This window comes from Rhizobium sp. WYCCWR10014, assembly GCF_001657485.1.
Classification (GTDB): Bacteria; Pseudomonadota; Alphaproteobacteria; order Rhizobiales; family Rhizobiaceae; genus Rhizobium.
Genome location: NZ_LXFU01000036.1, coordinates 18,648 through 35,240 on the forward strand (window position 1 = coordinate 18,648; position 16,593 = coordinate 35,240).

The following is a 16,593-nucleotide window of genomic DNA, read 5'->3' on the forward strand; positions in this document are numbered from 1 at the left end:
GCGGTATTCCCTATGTGGCCAGGCCCGGCAGGACGGGCATGGTGTCCCAGCTATCACCCGACAGCAGAACGCAGCTTATGCCGTGAACATCCGTGACGATGAGGGTCCAGGTGCCGCTTTCGGCGGCATAGACCTCAAGAATGGCGTTCTGGTTGATCAGTCCGACTGCCGTCAGCTTTTCGGCGAAGTTTTTGTCCAGGAAATTGACGATTTCGGGTCGGCCTGCGCAACTGGGCATCATCTGCGATGCTGCCGAATGCGGATGCGCGATCACCAATGTCGGCAATATGACGGCGATGAGGCCGTAGATCATACTGCGTACGCCGTAGATCCTACCGCGTGTCATGACGCACCTCCTTTCGCCGGGACCCCGGCAGAAGAGGAGATTTTCGCTGACCTGTTCTGCCGTTCACCGGCATTCCATGGCCATTCCGTTGCGAAGCGAGGCGCTTCGACGGCGCCATGTTTGAATTATAGCGCGAAATCCTATTGGGCGCCATCTTTTGCGCGCGGGCCATCGAGAAGGTTGCGATAGCTATCGCGCAGCGCGGGCAACCCAGGACGGAATCAGCTCGCTCGCGAGCTTGCGCGGCTTCTGGCCCTTGACGAATTCGGTGAGCCGCATGCCGCTTTTGGCGGTAGCGAGCGCCAGCTTCTTTGGCATCAGCAAACCAAGCTCCAGCGGCGGCACGGTGCGGCCGACACGCTGGAAGAACGGGCGCCGATAGCCACGCGACGCGGTGAAGCGCGCCGGCAGCTTGTTCAGTGCGACATATTCGGCGATCTCGTCGATCCAGCCGGCCTGGGGTCTGGCGCCCGGCTCGACGAAGAGCAGCCATTCGCCGCGGGCGGAGCGGACGATGTCCTTGATATCCCATTGCGAATGGAAGCGACAGCCGGCGGCGTCGGCCACCCGCGAGGTGCCGTCGCGCGAGCCGTGATCGAGCACGACCACATCGCTCACCAGCCCCTCCACCGCGCCTGCCACCAATACCGATAAGGTCTGTGCCAGCTCAGATTCCTGATCCTGACATTCGAGAACAACCGTCAACATTGACTATTTATAATGCGCCGCACAAATTTTTGCCAGCATCGTTTTCCTCATTTTGTTCTTGCATTGTTCTCATTTTGCGGATAGGAATTTAATCAGCAAAACGGGCGGAGGCCATGGCTTTCCGCGGCGGGAGAATCCGATGAGAGAGCAGTCCCTGGCAGGGCAGGCCGCATTCGCGCCTGCCAATACGGCAGATGTTGCCGATGCGATGATCGTGTCCTCCGGTCTGCGAGTCGAGGTCGATCGGCGGCGTGGGCGTGGGGCGGGACTGAACCCGACAGGGCGGTTCGAGGCGCTGCAGCGGGAGACCGTCGACGATGGCTGGCAGACGTGGGAAGAGCTGCCGCCGTTCAAGACCGAAGTACAGGTCGAGAAGCCGCGCACGGCCATCACCCGCAACGAATCGCCGGACCTTTCCTTCGATCGTTCGATCAATCCCTATCGCGGTTGCGAGCATGGCTGCATCTATTGCTTCGCCCGGCCGACACACGCCTATATGGGGCTTTCTGCAGGGCTCGATTTCGAGACGAAGCTCTTTGCCAAGCCCGATGCGGCAAAACTCCTGGAGCGGGAACTCGCCAAGCCCGGCTACAAGGTGCGGGTGATCGCGATCGGCACCAATACCGATCCCTATCAGCCGATCGAGAAGGAATGGCGCATCATGCGCGGCATTCTCGAGGTGTTGAACAAGGCGAACCATCCGGTATCGATCGTCACCAAGTCGGCGATGATCCTGCGTGATCTCGACATTCTGCAGGAGATGGCGGCTAAGAACCTGGTGCGCGTGGGCATCTCGGTGACCACGCTGGATCGCAAGCTTGCCCGGACGATGGAGCCGCGTGCCGCCACGCCGCCGCGGCGGCTGGAGACGATTCACACCCTTGCCGAAGCAGGCATTCAGACGGCAGTCATGGCCGCCCCGCTCATCCCGGCGCTGAACGACCACGAGTTGGAGCGCATCCTCGAATCGGCCAAGGCTGCCGGCGCCGCCGAGGCGAGTTACGTCATCCTCAGACTGCCGCTCGAGGTCAGCCCGCTGTTTCGCGACTGGCTGCTGCAGCATTACCCCGATCGTTACCGGCATGTGATGTCGCTGGTACGCTCGATGCGCGGCGGCAAGGATTACGATGCCGAATTCGGCAAGCGCATGAAGGGCGCCGGTCCCTATGCCTGGCAGATCGCAAGGCGGTTTGAGATGGCAGCCCGGCGTTTCGGCCTGACGCGACGCAGCGTGCCGCTGCGCGACGATCTGTTCGTACCGCCCGATGGCAGCGGCGTGCAGCTGTCGCTGCTTTGATTTTTGAGCTTGCGCATCGGCTCTCGACAAAACCGCCCTGTTTTCGAGTCCCGAGCGCAATTCCCGCGGATGGCCCTGACCGCCACCATCCGCCGGAGCGTCCCCGGCCGCCGCCCTGATCCGGGGACTTGCGGGCAATCGGGTTGGCGTGCGAGGTTCAGCCGCATGAAACCTCGCACGTCACCCGATTCTCCCCTGCTTTTCGACACGGTTCCGCTCGTGCCGGATTTCCGACTGGAACTCAAAGCCCGCAAGGCCGGCCACTGGCCGGTCGCCGGTGCCGATGAGGCTGGCCGCGGGCCGCTGGCGGGACCCGTCGTTGCTGCCGCCGTCATTCTCGATCCGAAGCGCATCCCTGAGGGTCTGAACGATTCCAAGCAGCTTTCGGCGCAAAGGCGCGAGGAACTGTTCGTGCAGATTTTGGCGACGGCGACCGTCTCCATCGCCTCCTCGAGCTCGACGCGCATCGACGAGACGGATATCCGCAAGGCAAGCCTCGACGCCATGCGCCGGGCGATCTGCAGCCTCGCCATTCCGGCCAGCTACGTGCTGACCGACGGGCTCGACGTGCCGCCGGGCCTCGATTGCCCCGGACAGGCCGTGGTCAAGGGCGATGCCCGCTCGGTCTCGATCGCCGCCGCCTCGATCGTCGCCAAGGTGACGCGTGACCGGATGATGGCGCGGGCGCATCGTGTGTTTCCGGATTACGGCTTTGCGGCGCATGTGGGCTACGGCACGGCGCAACACCGCGCCGGCATCGAGAGGCACGGCCCCTGTTCGCTCCACCGGATGAGCTTCCGGCCGCTGCGCAAGGTCGAGGATGGTCCCGAGACGGACGAGCTGCTTTCCGAGTAGGTTATTCAAAAGACCGGGACATGCCCGGCCTTCAGACTGCTGATAAAGTCGGCCAACTATTCTTTCATCTTGCTCTGCTTATCCCACTGCTGCCCTCTTCGCGCCGGTGGCTGCCCCTCACCCTAGCCCTCTCCCCGTAAAAACGGGGCGAGGGGACGTGCACTGCGAGAGGTGGGCGGGGAACGGAGAGGTCGCGGCATATCCCCTTCGCCCCGCTTGCGGGGAGAAGGTGGCGGCAGCCGGATGAGGGGCGGACCGCAGTGAAATTGCCCGAGCATCTGCAGCGGGTCATATGCAGCAAATCTTCGGCACGAGACCGAGTAAAAGCAAGCCTTATCAACAAAAGAAAAGGCCGGGACATGCCCGGCCTTCCCTCTCAAATCTTTTCGAAGTTGCTCAGTTGAGCCGCGTCTTGACCTGGCCGACGGCATTGCCGAAGAGCTCGGACTGGACCTTGGCGTCGGCCCGCTTGGCAAGCACGGTTTCAGCAGCCGCGATTGCGAGATCGACAGCGGCGGAACGCACCGCCTTCATCGCCTCGACCTCGGCCTGCTTGATCTTCTGCTCGGACAGCGCCGTGCGGTTGGCGACGAATTCTTCCGTCTTCTTCTTCGCGTCGGCGGTCAGCATTTCGGCTTCGCGCTCGGCGGCGGCAACGATGTGGGCCGCTTCGGCTTCCGCTTCCTTGCGCTTGCGCTGGTATTCGGCGAGCAGGTGCTGGGCCTCTTCGCGCAGGCGCTTGGCTTCAGCCAACTCGTTGCGGATCTGGTCGGCGCGGTCGTCGAGCGACCGAGCCAACATGCCCGGAACCTTCAGATAAACGACCAGCGCCAGGAAGAGGACGAGGCCGACAAAGGCGAAGAAAGTCGCGTCAAAGGCAAATTCCATCGATCAAGCCTCCTTCTTGGCAGCCGCGACGGCGGCGGCGACATCGGCCTTGGCGACGGTGCCGCCGATCAGCTGATCGACCACGGCAGCCGCCGTTTCCTCGGCAATTGTGCCGACGTCGGCGAAGGCCTTGGCCTTGATCTCGCCGATACGCAGCTCGGCAGCCTTGATCTTTTCCGAAAGGCTCGCCTCGACAGCGCGGCGTTCCTCTTCGGCCTTGGCCTTGGCGGCGTCGCGTGCGGCGGAACCGATCGCGTTGGATTTGGCGCGGGCAGCGGCCAGTTCACCTTCATAGGTCTGGACGGCGGCGTCGGCTTCCGCCTTCAGGCGGCCTGCCTCTTCCAGATCCTGGGAGATGCGCGTGTGACGCTGATCGAGGATGGCCCCGATGCGCGGCGCGATGACCTTTTGCATGAGCAAATAGAAGACGCCGAACGTGATCACCAGCCAGAGCAGCTGGGACGCGAAGGTCGTCGAATCGAAAGGCGGGAAAGGGCCGCGGGCGTGTTCGCCTTCGGCAACACCAGTCTCGGTATGGACCTCGCCTGCGGCCGGAGCGGCGTGCGCATCCGTACCCGTCGCTGCCGCCGGTGCTTCCTCAGCGTAAGCCGGGGTCACAAAAAACATGCTCACCTCCAGGTGGACTGCAAATGCAAAGGATCACGGCTTGCGGTCGCAGGCCGTGATCCATCTATTCGCCGATATCAGACGGCGAAGAGGAGGAGGAGAGCGACGAGCAGCGAGAAGATGCCCAGAGCTTCCGTAACGGCGAAGCCGAATACCAGACGGCCGAACTGGCTGTCAGCGGCAGACGGATTGCGCAGTGCGCCGGAGAGGTAGCTGCCGAAAATATTGCCGAGGCCGAGAGCCGTACCGGCCATACCAAAGCAAGCCAGGCCTGCACCGATGTACTTTGCTGCTTCCGCTTCCATGTTGAACTCCTTTGAAATGGTTGTTGCGGCGAATGACTGACGCCCTTTGACGTCGATGTCGTTATCCTTAGTGCCCGCCCGGATGGATTGCGTCGTTGAGGTACATGCAAGTCAGCACCGCAAAGACGTAAGCCTGAAGGAAGGCGACGAGGAACTCGAGACCGGTCAGGGCGACGGTCATGATGAGGGGAAGAACGGCGCCGCCGATACCGAGAGCACCCATGGTTCCGAGCGAGGCGACGAAGCCTGCGAACACTTTGAGCGTGATGTGGCCGGCGAGCATGTTGGCGAAGAGACGAACCGAGAGTGAAATCGGACGCGACAGAAAGGAGATGATTTCGATCGCAATGACCAGCGGCAGCAGAAGGCCCGGCACACCCGAGGGCACGAAGACATTCAGGAAGTGGAAGCCATGCTTATAGAACCCGTAGACGAGAACCGTGCCAATGACGAGCAGGGCAAGAGCGAAGGTGACAATGATCTGGCTCGTCACCGTGAAGAAATACGGGAACATGCCAAGCAGGTTCGCCGTCAGGACGAACATGAAGAGCGAAAAGACCAGCGGGAAGAACTTCATTCCCTGCTTGCCCGCGCCTTCCTTCAGCATGTTGGCGATGAATTCATAGGACATTTCCGCAACCGACTGCGAACGGCCCGGCACGATGGCGCGGTTCGAGGTCGCGAAATAGAGGAAGCCTGCGGCAGCGGCAGCCGAAACGGCCATGAAGAGCGATGCATTGGTGAACGAAAAATCAATTCCGCCGATTTCGATCGGCACAATCTTCTGGATCAGGAACTGATGAGTCGGATCGTTAGACACCGCTTGTTCTCTCTCTTTGGCCCGCAGGACGCGGGGTCATTGCACTGGACCGGAACCGGTCCTTATTTCTTGTCGTCCTTGTCGTCCAGGGGATGGGCCACCACCCCCGCAGAACGCAGCACGTTCAGAACGCCGGCACAAAATCCGAGAAGCAGAAGAACAATCAAACCCCAAGGCGCCGTGCCAACAAAACGGTCGAGGACATAGCCAAGGAGAGCACCGACGACGATTGCGGAAATGAACTCGCTGGAAAGCTTCATCGCCTGGGCATAACCTTTGCGGCTTACCTCGGCGCGGGCTTCCCTAGCCTCGTCTTCTCCCGTCTCGACGCCCTTGGTCGCGAGTTTCGCTCCCAATTGCGCACGGCGCTTTTCTAGACTTTCCTCGCGGTCGTCCGCCATGGATCTCTCCTCGCCTGCCCGTCGCCCGCAACCGCTACCCCGGTCATTCGGACCCCGGACGCGAAGGTTGAGACCCTTCCGGCCCGTTCTGAAGTCGCGCGCAACATAGTTTTAGGGATTAGCATAGTCAAGGCGTAGACAGCTTCTGTCCAGCGAGAAAATAATTCCATCAAATCAAAGAGATAAATCGACTCCGGGTCGATCGCGCAAATTCGACGGAAAGAATCCGCTTTTCCGGGCCGGAAATCGGCTTGCCCCAGCGATTTATCTCAGCTCCAGCCGCCGCCATAGGTGCGATAGAAGACGTGAAGACCGATACGGCCGACTTTTTCCATCGTCTTTGCCCATTTCGGTCTGACATAGACGGCATGATAATGCGTCGCCGAACCCACCTGCGGCAGCCAGATCTTGCCGGATGTCACCGCCATCGCAACGTCGCGGGCGACTCGCCAGTGATATTCCGAGTTCACCCTGTCCTTGATGCTGTCGCAGGCGAAGGAAAACTGGCAGCGGTTGCGCCAATCCTCGTTCTGATAGACGACGCCGCAGATGGTCTTCGGATAGGAAGGGTTGCGGACGCGGTTGAGGATGACCTGGGCGACGGCCGCCTGGCCCTTCACCGATTCTCCGCGCGCCTCGAAATAGATGCCGGAGGCAAGGCACTGCTGTTCGCGGGCGGAAAAGACGCTCGGCGCCAGCACGCTTGCGGCCCAGGCGTGATCGCGCGGGCCGATCTCCGGAACGAAGCGGCCGCTGTCCTGTTCGGCCAGGATCGAATCGAACGGCGATTGGCGGGCATAGTCGGGTGCGGCCGGCCCATAGGCGGTGGCCAGTACATCGGCCTTGTTGCTGGTGACGAGGCTTGCGAGCATGGCCGGCACGCCATTATCGGTCACAACAGGCTGCTTCCTATAGAAAGAAGTGGCGATCTCGATTTCCTTGCCCTGGATCTTCGGTTGGACGAAGGCCGACCTGTCCTTGAGATCGAAGCTCGGGGTGAAGAGCATCTTGGTGCGCTCGAGGATCGAGCCGGCGGAAAAATCCTTCGGCGGCTGCATCTTCTCGACGGCGACGACGCGGCCCTTCTTGCTGCCGCGGTTGACGCGATCCTCGTCCGGCGTCTCCTCTTCGCCTTTATCCTTGACGGTGCCCTTATCCTTATCGGTAAAAGCGACCTTGCGGCCATCGGGCAGCACCATGCCGGCACCGGCAGAGATCGAACCCGTCACCATCGGCTCGGCAAAGGCGAGTTCGGCCTGGTGAATGGAGCCGGCCGGCGAATTGGTCAGCACCATGCGCCAGTTCCCACCCTCGTGATCGAGGCCGGCGAGCATGGCGGCGAGGTCGGCATGGGATGCAACGCTCGGGAAAATCAGCCAGCCGGCGAGACCGAAGATTACGGGCGACACCCAATTCTCGGGAATGAGACGCGGCTTGCTACGGGAAGGGCTCTTTCGACGCAACACAGACTCCGGGCATGGAACGCGGGAACATTCCATTGAAAATCTCGCATTAACCTTGATGTCCGGTTAACAGCCTGTGCCGAAATGTGCCCATGAGAACTTTTGGATGTTCTAATGTGATGGATAATTTCGTGGGATGAGATGTGTCGCAGCCTCGCGAAGTCCCCTCCCCACAAGAGGGAGGAGCTAGCTTGTGGCACCCGCCCCCAGCAAACATCAGCCTTTCTGCGGATGAAGCGACGAAGTGGGAAGCAGCAGAGCGGCAGGCTAATGTGGGGAGGGGTTTGGGGCGGGGTCTTTGCCCCACCCATCAAATAATAACGTGCGAGCCCAGTTCTACCACGCGGTTGGCTGGCAGGCGGAAGTAATCCGAGGGGTTGGCGGCGGCGTTGGCGAGCGCGATGTAAAGCCGGTCCTGCCAGTAAGGCATGCCCGACTTGGCGTCCGGCACCAGTTTGCGGCGGCCGAGATAGAAGGAGGTCGACATGATGTCGAACTTCAGTCCCGTCTTGCGCAGTGTCGCCAAGGCCTGCGAGACGTTCTGCGATTCCATGAAGCCGAACAGCAGTTCGACGCGGGAGAAACGCTCGGAAATCTGCTCGACCCTGTAGCGGTCGTGGCTTGGGACGCGCGGCTTGTTGATCGTGCGGATCGTCAGGATGACGTTACGGTCGTGAAGCACATGGTTGTGCTTGAGATTATGCAGCAAGGCGGCGGGAGCCGATTCCGGATCGCTGGTCAGGAAGATCGCGGTGCCCGGAACCTGGGCCGGCGAATGTTCGCTCTTGCGCTCGATCGAGCTGACGAAGGAGGCGAGCGGAATATCGGTGTGGCGGGTCTTTTCCATCAGGATCGCCGTGCCGCGACGCCAGGTCCACATGACGACGGTAAAAGCCGTGGCGATCATGATCGGGATATAGCCGCCGTCGTGAATCTTCAAAAGGTTGGCGCCGAGGAAGATCAATTCGAGCACGACCAACGGCGCAAGTGCGATCACCGCGACGGGAAGCGACCAGTTCCAGCGGGCGCGGACAAATTCGAAGGCCATGATCGAGGTGACGACCATGGCGCCGGTGACGGAGATGCCGTAGGCGGTCGCTAGCGCGTCCGACGTCTTGAAACTTAAGACCAGGAAGATAACGCCGATGAACAGCACGGCGTTGACCGAAGGCACGAAGATCTGCCCGGTGTTGGTTTCCGAGGTGAAGAGGATTTCCATGCGCGGCAGGAAGCCGAGGTTGATGCCCTGGCGCACCATCGAGAAGGCGCCTGTGATGACCGCCTGGCTGGCGATGATCGTCGCGGCGGTCGCCAGGATGACGACCGGCAGCAGCGCCCATTTCGGAAACATCAGATAGAAGGGATCGGACATCGTCATCGGATTGCCGAGAACCAGTGCCCCCTGCCCGAGATAGTTCAGCGTCAGCGCCGGGAAGACCAGCAGGAACCAGGCCCACTGGATCGGGCGGCGGCCGAAATGACCGAGATCGGCATAGAGCGCCTCCGCACCCGTCACCGTCAGGAAGACGGCGCCAAGCACGACAATGCCGTAGAAGCCCTCATGCAGCAGGAAGGCGACGGCATAATAGGGATTGAAGGCGGCAAGGATGCCGTAATCATCCGAGATATGGGAAATGCCGGCCGCAGCCATGACGAGGAACCAGACGGCGGTGATCGGCCCGAAGAACTTCGCGACGGCGCCAGTGCCGCGCGATTGCACGACGAAGAGCAGCGCCAGGATCACCACCGAGATCGGCACGATATATTCAGAGAGCCTGGGTGTGACGAGCTTCAGACCTTCGACGGCCGACAGCACAGACAGTGCCGGCGTGATCATCGCATCGCCGAGGAAGAGTGCTGCGCCCATCAGGCCGAGCAGCATCAGGATGGCGGTATGGCCGTTGGCGGTCTTCATCAAAAGGGCAAGCAGCGACAGCGTGCCGCCTTCGCCGTCGTTGTCGGCGCGCAGCAGGAAGAGCACATATTTGATGGTGACGATGATCGTCAGCGCCCAGATCATCAGCGAGATCAGGCTGATGACTTCAAAACGGGTGACGCCGTCATGGGCCACCGGCTTCAGCGCCTCGCGAAAGGCATAGAGCGGGCTGGTGCCGATATCGCCGTAGACGACACCGACGGAACCCAGCCCGAGATAGAACAGCTTTCGCGGCGTCATATGGCGTTCGTTCGGATGGCTCTCTTCAGACATGAAGTTGCAACAGGCTCCTTAGAGCCAGCCTTTCCAGCGAAAAAAGAAGAAGGGGATGACGGCGGATATCACCATCAGGGCCAGCGAGTAGGGATAACCCGCGACCCAGGTCAGCTCCGGCATGACCTGAAAGTTCATACCATAGATGGAGGCGACCAATGTCGGCGGCAAGAACACCACCGAAGCAATCGAGAAAATCTTGATGATCGAGTTCTGCTCGATGTTGATCAGCCCGAGCGAAGCATCGAGGAGAAAGGTGATGTTGGCGGCGACGAAGGAAGCATGCTCCGACAGCGACTGGATATCGCGCGAAACGGTGCGGCAGAGCTCCCTCGCCTCGCGATCCTGCTGGATCGCCGGCACGGTGTGAAAGAAGGTCAGCAGGCGGGAAAGCGAACCGAGACTGTCGCGCACCTTGCTGATCATCCGGTGATGGCCGGCGATATCCCGCAGCTTCTCCTCGAGATAGTTCGAGGGCTTGCGCACCTTCCTTGCCCGGTCGCCGAAGACATGCGTCGACAGGATGTCGAGGCGCGAGACGGCGATCTCGAGGATCTCGGCGGTGCGGTCGACGATCGTCTCCAAGAGCTTGGCAAGAAGGGCAGCGCCGCTGCGCCAATTTTCCGGCAGCCGGTGGAGCGCGGCGATGAACAGCGCAAAGGATTTGGGATGGGCGTAGCGAATGGTGACCAGGCGATTTCCGGCCAGGATGAAGGCGACATCGGTCAGCGTCGGTACGTCCGTGTCAGCCTTCCAGAGCAGCGAGGCGGTCATGAAGACGGCGTCGTTTTCGACGTAGAGACGGGCGGAAGGCTCGATATCCTTGAGGTCGTCGCGGGTCGGGACCTCGATGCCGAGAACCTTCTCGACATAGAGCTCCTCATCGCGGGTCGGCTCGATCATGTCGATCCAGACAACACCCTCGGGAAAGGACGCGGCATGCGACAGATCGCGGATCTCGACTGACCTGCAATTGGAACAGTAAGCGGTGATCACCGGTCGTCTCTCCCGCTGCATCCAACCTTAAAGGCCGGCATGCGCGTTGTGCTCAACCGCATCGCAGTTCCCAATCCTTCGATCGACAAGACAACTCCGAACTTGCAGGCGGGGCGGCCTCTTCGAAACGAAGACAACCGTCACTGAGCATCTGCAGCAAAACGCCATCATGGCGCCGCGGCATATGAAGCAAAGCCGTGAAATAATCAAGACATCTTCCGTGAAGCGCGGCTTTTCACCACGTTTCCCCCACAATTTGGGGTATCCGCCGCGGTGATTCGGCGCCCTCTAAAGCACAACGCATCGCAGGTGATCCATGCGATGCGCTTCAGCTCGTTGTATCATGCATGTCGTTATCCCGGAACCGCTACACACTTCCGGGCGACATGCATTATTCGAAGACGATTGTCGGTGCCGGACGCTGGGACTGGCCGGCGATCTGTTCCCAGACCTTGGTGGCGATGCCGCGATAGATGCCGGCGACGACGCCGTTCGGCTCGGAGGCGACGAGCGGCGTGCCGGCATCGGAGGTTTCGCGAATATTCATCGTCAGCGGCACTTCGCCGAGGAAGGGCACGCCGATCCGTTCGGCCTCCTTGCGGGCGCCGCCATGGCCGAAGATATCATAGCGGGTGCCGGTATCCGGGGCGATGAAATAGCTCATATTCTCGACGATGCCGAGCACCGGCACCTCGACCTTGCGGAACATGTTGAGGCCCTTGCGGGCATCGATCAGCGCGAGATCCTGCGGCGTCGAGACGATGACGGCGCCGGCAAGCGGCACCTGCTGGGCCATGGTCAATTGGGCGTCGCCGGTGCCGGGCGGCATGTCGACGACGAGGACGTCGAGCTCGCCCCAGGCGACTTCGCGCAGCATCTGCAGCAGCGCCGACTGGACCATCGGCCCGCGCCAGATCATCGCCGTCTCCTCGTCGACAAGGAAGCCCATCGACATGACCTTGAGGCCATAATTCTCCATCGGATTGATGATGCGGCCGTCGATCTGCGTCGGGCGGCCGGATATCTTCAGCAGCCGCGGCATCGAGGGACCATAGATATCGGCATCGAGAATGCCGACACGAAGACCGTTGGCGAGCAGGCCGAGTGCGAGATTGACGGCGGTGGTCGACTTGCCGACCCCACCCTTGCCCGAGGCGACGGCAATGATGGCACCGATGCCGGGCACACCGATCTTGCCGGCGCGCGGCGGTTGTTGAGGCGCGTGGGCGTGGCCCGCATGATCATGTTGGTGATCGTGACCGGCATGGCCGTGAGGCGGGTTCGGCCGGGCAGCCGGAGCGGCATCGGCCGCCTTCTTGTCGGCGGTCAGTGTGACGAGGGCACCCTTGACGCCCGGCATTTCCTTGATGACGCGCTCGGCGGCGAGCCGCATCGGCTCCAGCTCCTTGGCGCGATCGGCCGGGACGGTGATGGAGAAATAAACCTTGCCGTCGGAGATGAAGACGTCGGAGACCATGCCGAGCTCGACGATATCGTGCTCGAGATCCGGACCACGCACGGTCTTCAGCGTTTCGAGAACCTGTTCTTTGGTGACGTCGGCCATTCCACCCTCACTGCTTCTTCTTGCAGATCACAGATAGTGGAGACCGAAGCCTTCGCCAAACAAAATCATCGGGAGGAAAATCCGGCGCGCCAAAAGAGCGCCGGGGAGACTTGGCAATCCGTTGCGGCCATCAAGTCCGCCGGGCTTTCGCCCTGATGGCCGCAACGGTCTCCCCGAGAACCGGCGCAATCCGGGGCGAACTAGAGCAAGCCGAGCAAAAGGCCAGCGAAAAGTGAACGGGGAAGAGGAAATCGCAGACAGCTACGAAAGAAGCGGTGCCAAAACGCAACAACCGCCGCCGACACCGAAGAGCCGGGAGAAAAGCGGCATCGGCGTCGGGCAGCGGTGTGTCGGCCGCGCCATTTCCTGGCGCTGGTCTCAAAGTCCCCTCTGGACCTCTCGCAGAAGAGATGCAGAAAGCGTGCCAGATGGAAAATCAGGGAAAAGACCGCAAAAGCGCTTGCGACAGCCCCTCAGCAGAGAGCGATATGCCTACGCGCTGGGCGGCTTCGAAAGCCGTCGGTTGTTTTTTGCAACTTATTTGATCAGGCCGATGCGCAGCGCCTTGGCGACCGCCTGGGTGCGGTTGACCGTGTCGAGCTTCTTGGTGGCGCGGTTCAGGTAGTGATTGACCGTGTGCTCGGACAAGGTGAGGATTTCGGCGATTTCGGCGCTGGTCTTGCCGGCCGCCGTCCAGTTGAGGCAATCGATCTCGCGGTCGGTCAGCGTGTCCGTCATGCGCGTATCGAGGTTGCGGATCTCCGCAAGCCTATCGAAGACATGGATGGAGATGTAGCAGAGTTCGCGCATCTCGGCAGGGCTGAAGGGTTCGCGGTCGCCGGCGAAAGAGACGGCGCCGCGCAGGCCGGAGGGCTCATGCGTCGGGAAATAGGCGCAGCGCATCATCTTGAAACGTTCGAACAGGGAGGCGACGAGAATGGACTTGCCGTCGTCCCGCGACCAGTTCTGCCGGGACATGTCGTAGAAGAAGGGCCGCGCGGATGTTCTGAGCCGCCTGAGGACCGGGCTGTTCACCATCAGGCCTTCCTGGTCGTAGAGGGCCAGAAGCTCGGCCGGCCAGCTGGTGATGACGGTGCTGCCCTGAAGATCGAAGGAGGTGATCGGCGGCAGGTTGAGAACCATGAAGGCACGGCTGCGATAGGCTTCCGTCACCCGTTTCATGAAACGGAAAATATCGAATTGGGTCTTCAGGCCCGCTATTTCCTGAACATAATCGTCTTCTTCCGTGGATGTTTGCGACAAGGGTGCCATCACATTTCTTCATCTTCGGCACAGCGGCCGGCAAACCGTTTGCGAAACCTGCCCGCCATGGGGGTTTCGATTGCATCGGGGAACGACGATCGCTGGTTGGAATCGGCTTCAGCGTTGAGCGTTCGGCCGGTGACTGGTTGTAGATTTCGCGGAAGGTTCTAGTTGTGGTGATTCGTCGGCAAATCTCAATATCGCGCTCATCATAAGCATGCTCTGCGATTGCGTCCAGCAGCGGGCCGATTGCAATTTCCCCTCAGCGGCGCGGACCGAGACGGACGCGCATGCCTTCCATGATCCTCCCAGCCGCCAGCTGAACCGGAACGGCCCATTGGTGCAGAAGTTCCATCGACAAGCGATAGGCCGGACCGGTAATCGAAATGCCACCCATAAAGGTCCGATCCTCCGACCAGACGGGTGCGGCAACGCACCGGATGCCGGCCTCATGCTCTTCGCGGTCGAAGGCATAGCCCTGATCGGCGATCTCGCGGATTTCGGCAAGCAGCGTTTCGGCAGAGACATGGGTCGAGGCGGTAAAGCTGGTGAAGCTCAGGCCGGCAAGCAGATCGACGATGCTTTCGGTCGGCAGCAGCGACAGGGCGGCCTTGCCGACGCCGGTGCAATAGCAGGGCGAGGCATTGCCGATCTGCGAATACATGCGCACCGGCTGACGGCCTTCGACCTTATCGAGATAGATGATCGACTGCCCCCTGAGCACGCCGAGATGCACCGTCTCGCCGGTCGCCTGCTGCAGATCCCTGAGGTGCGGTTCGGCAATCAGGCGGAATTCATTGCGCGCCCAGCTGCGCGCGGCGAAATCGAGCAGGCGCAGGCCCGGCGCATAACGGCCGTCGCCATCGAGCTCGAGCAATCCCTCCTCCACCAGATGGGTGAGCTGGCGATGCAGTGTGCCGCGCGGCTGGCCGGCAAGGGCCAGGATATCGGTAAAACGCAGCGGCGTATCGGCATGGGTGACGAGATCGAGCAGAACCATCAGTTTGCCGAGCGTACCGGTCTCGCGTGCCTGTGCTGCGACGCCGTTTGAATCCATTGCCTCATCCACCCTTGACAGAAAGGGCACTGTAATTCGATAATTCCATATAGTCAAATTATGTTCCAAATAATGGAACATCGATACGGTCGGGAGGCGACGGTGACCATGATGCCAGCAGCACAATTTCCCGAGTTCAAAGACCGAGCCGTGCTGGTGACCGGCGGCGGATCGGGCATCGGTGCTGCGATCGTCGAAGGCTTCGCGCGCCAAGGCGCCAGGGTCTCGTTCATCGATATAGCCGAGGCGGCCGGCCGCGAGCTCGCCGAAAGGCTGTCGCGGGAGACCACGTATCCGGTCTCCTTTTACCATGCCGACCTGCGCGACATCGCGGCGATCCGGCGGACGGTCGATAGCGTCATTTCGAGCTCGGGGCCGATCCGCGTGCTGGTCAACAATGCCGCCTGGGACGACCGCCATGAATTCGACGCGGTGACCGAGGCCTATTGGGACAACAACCAGGCGGTCAACCTCAAGCACGTGTTCTTCACCTCGCAGGCAGTGGTGCCGTCGATGCGGACGGCCGGCGGCGGGGCGATCATCAATATGTCGTCTATCGCCTTCAAGCTGAACATGGGCGGCTTTCCCGCCTATGCGGCAGCCAAGGCGGCGGTCGTCGGGCTGACGAAGAGCCTGGCGGGCAGGCTCGGGCCGGAGAACATCCGGGTCAACTGCATCCTGCCCGGCATGGTCGTCACCGAGCGGCAGATGCAGCACTGGCTCACCGAAGAGAGCATTGCGCGCTCGGTCGAGGACCAGTGCCTGAAGGTCGCGCTCAAACCCGATGCGATCGTCGGTCCCTGCCTGTTTCTTGCATCCGACTGTGCGGCGGCGATGACCGCCCAGTCCCTGATTGTCGATGGAGGCGTTCTATAATGGCAAATCCCGCTTATGTCGCGGTGGACTGGGGCACCAGCAGCTTCCGGCTCTGGCTGATCGGTCGGGACGGCACCGTCCTTGCCGAACGCCGCAGCGGCGAAGGCATGACGAGCGCGGCAAAAACCGGCTTTTCCGCTGTGCTTGCCGGCCATCTCGCCGCCATCGAGGCGCCGGAAAACCTGCCGGTGATCGTCTGCGGCATGGCCGGCGCCAGGCAGGGCTGGGTCGAGGCCGGTTATATCGACGTGCCGGCGCCGCTCGCCTCGATCCTGACCGGGGCGGTCTCCGTGCCCGGCGAAAGCCGCGACATCCGCATCCTGCCGGGCCTTGCCCAGCGGGACATGGCGAGGCCCGACGTCATGCGCGGCGAGGAAACCCAGCTTCTCGGCGCGCTCGGCCCAGCAAGCGCGGGGGCTCAGGCGGTCTGCATGCCCGGCACCCATTCGAAATGGGTGCATGTGACGGACAGCAAGGTGACCGGCTTTTCGACCTTCATGACCGGCGAGCTTTTCGACGTCATCAGCAAACACACGATCCTTTCGCATGCCGTTGCCGGCGCGGAAGAGCAGCCGGCCGATGCGGCAGCCTTCGAGGCCGCGGTCTCGGCTGCTTTCGCACGCCCGGCCCTTGCCTCCAACCTGCTCTTTGCCGCCCGTTCCGGCCAACTGCTGCACGGGATTTCTGCCGCTGCCGCGCAAGCCCGGCTTTCCGGTACGCTGATCGGCCTCGAAATCGCCGGCGCGCTGCAGGATGCGGCAAACGGCACCACCATCACCCTCGTCGCCTCCGGGCGCCTGCAGGCACTCTACGAACAGGCCTTCAGAACACTCTCCCTTGCCTTCACCGCCATCGACGCCGACGCCGCCGTGCGCCGCGGGCTTTCGGCCGCCGCCGAAGCCATCTGGCCGAATTGAG

The 16,593-nt window shown here is 61.7% G+C and carries 17 protein-coding genes; 4 read left to right on the forward strand and 13 right to left on the reverse strand.

Features of this window, described 5'->3' with window-relative positions:
- Positions 1-10: 10 nt before the first annotated feature.
- Together A6U98_RS16315 and A6U98_RS16320 are read right to left on the reverse strand one after the other, a co-directional pair.
- Positions 11-346 carry a hypothetical protein gene (locus tag A6U98_RS16315; RefSeq protein WP_064651435.1) on the reverse strand — a complete coding sequence of 112 codons (336 nt, stop codon included), beginning with the start codon at positions 344-346 and terminating at the stop codon, positions 11-13.
- Between the two features lie 189 nt (positions 347-535).
- Positions 536-1,054: a glycosyltransferase family A protein gene (locus A6U98_RS16320; protein WP_064651437.1), complete on the reverse strand. Its 519-nt coding sequence runs from the start codon at positions 1,052-1,054 to the stop codon at positions 536-538.
- A gap of 139 nt (positions 1,055-1,193) precedes the next feature.
- On the opposite strand from A6U98_RS16320, the gene A6U98_RS16325 reads away from it, so the two are divergent.
- Positions 1,194-2,351, forward strand: coding sequence for a PA0069 family radical SAM protein (locus A6U98_RS16325; protein ID WP_064651439.1), 1,158 nt, complete (start codon positions 1,194-1,196; stop codon positions 2,349-2,351).
- Positions 2,352-2,516: 165 nt separating this feature from the next.
- Entirely contained in the window at positions 2,517-3,206 is a 690-nt protein-coding gene (locus A6U98_RS16330) for a ribonuclease HII (protein ID WP_064651441.1), read from the forward strand.
- Positions 3,207-3,602: 396 nt separating this feature from the next.
- On the opposite strand, the gene A6U98_RS16335 is transcribed toward A6U98_RS16330, so the two are convergent.
- From A6U98_RS16335 to A6U98_RS16385, 11 genes are all read right to left on the reverse strand, one after another.
- The gene (locus A6U98_RS16335) at positions 3,603-4,094 is read right to left on the reverse strand and encodes a F0F1 ATP synthase subunit B (RefSeq protein ID WP_064651442.1); all 492 of its coding nucleotides are present in this window, start codon (positions 4,092-4,094) and stop codon (positions 3,603-3,605) included.
- Between the two features lie 3 nt (positions 4,095-4,097).
- Positions 4,098-4,721 (reverse strand): F0F1 ATP synthase subunit B, encoded by a 624-nt coding sequence (locus tag A6U98_RS16340; RefSeq protein WP_029872627.1) that lies wholly within the window; start codon positions 4,719-4,721, stop codon positions 4,098-4,100.
- Between the two features lie 77 nt (positions 4,722-4,798).
- Complete coding sequence (locus A6U98_RS16345) at positions 4,799-5,026, reverse strand: F0F1 ATP synthase subunit C (protein WP_003545854.1); 228 nt, start codon at positions 5,024-5,026, stop codon at positions 4,799-4,801.
- A gap of 67 nt (positions 5,027-5,093) precedes the next feature.
- Positions 5,094-5,846 (reverse strand): F0F1 ATP synthase subunit A, encoded by a 753-nt coding sequence (locus tag A6U98_RS16350; RefSeq protein WP_064651444.1) that lies wholly within the window; start codon positions 5,844-5,846, stop codon positions 5,094-5,096.
- 62 nt (positions 5,847-5,908) lie between these two features.
- Positions 5,909-6,247, reverse strand: coding sequence for an AtpZ/AtpI family protein (locus A6U98_RS16355; protein ID WP_064651446.1), 339 nt, complete (start codon positions 6,245-6,247; stop codon positions 5,909-5,911).
- Positions 6,248-6,516: 269 nt separating this feature from the next.
- Positions 6,517-7,746, reverse strand: coding sequence for a cell wall hydrolase (locus A6U98_RS16360; protein ID WP_064651447.1), 1,230 nt, complete (start codon positions 7,744-7,746; stop codon positions 6,517-6,519).
- Between the two features lie 274 nt (positions 7,747-8,020).
- Positions 8,021-9,919 (reverse strand): potassium transporter Kup, encoded by a 1,899-nt coding sequence (locus A6U98_RS16365; protein ID WP_064651449.1) that lies wholly within the window; start codon positions 9,917-9,919, stop codon positions 8,021-8,023.
- Between the two features lie 18 nt (positions 9,920-9,937).
- On the reverse strand, positions 9,938-10,915 hold the full coding sequence (locus A6U98_RS16370; protein ID WP_064651452.1) for a magnesium transporter CorA family protein: 978 nt from the start codon (positions 10,913-10,915) through the stop codon (positions 9,938-9,940).
- Positions 10,916-11,306: 391 nt separating this feature from the next.
- The gene (locus A6U98_RS16375; protein ID WP_064651454.1) at positions 11,307-12,479 is read right to left on the reverse strand and encodes an Mrp/NBP35 family ATP-binding protein; all 1,173 of its coding nucleotides are present in this window, start codon (positions 12,477-12,479) and stop codon (positions 11,307-11,309) included.
- A gap of 537 nt (positions 12,480-13,016) precedes the next feature.
- Positions 13,017-13,751 (reverse strand): LuxR family transcriptional regulator, encoded by a 735-nt coding sequence (locus A6U98_RS16380; RefSeq protein ID WP_064651457.1) that lies wholly within the window; start codon positions 13,749-13,751, stop codon positions 13,017-13,019.
- Positions 13,752-14,004: 253 nt separating this feature from the next.
- A complete protein-coding gene (locus tag A6U98_RS16385) occupies positions 14,005-14,799 on the reverse strand; it encodes an IclR family transcriptional regulator (protein WP_064651458.1) in 795 nt (264 codons plus the stop codon).
- A gap of 108 nt (positions 14,800-14,907) precedes the next feature.
- Here A6U98_RS16385 and A6U98_RS16390 point away from each other — a divergent pair, with 108 nt between their 5' ends.
- Both A6U98_RS16390 and A6U98_RS16395 read left to right on the forward strand, forming a co-directional pair.
- Positions 14,908-15,675, forward strand: a complete 768-nt coding sequence (locus A6U98_RS16390) for an SDR family oxidoreductase (RefSeq protein WP_197496400.1) — start codon at positions 14,908-14,910, stop codon at positions 15,673-15,675.
- Positions 15,675-16,592, forward strand: a complete 918-nt coding sequence (locus A6U98_RS16395) for a 2-dehydro-3-deoxygalactonokinase (protein ID WP_064651460.1) — start codon at positions 15,675-15,677, stop codon at positions 16,590-16,592. The genes A6U98_RS16390 and A6U98_RS16395 overlap by 1 nt, the downstream gene beginning before the upstream one ends.
- Position 16,593: the final 1 nt, after the last annotated feature.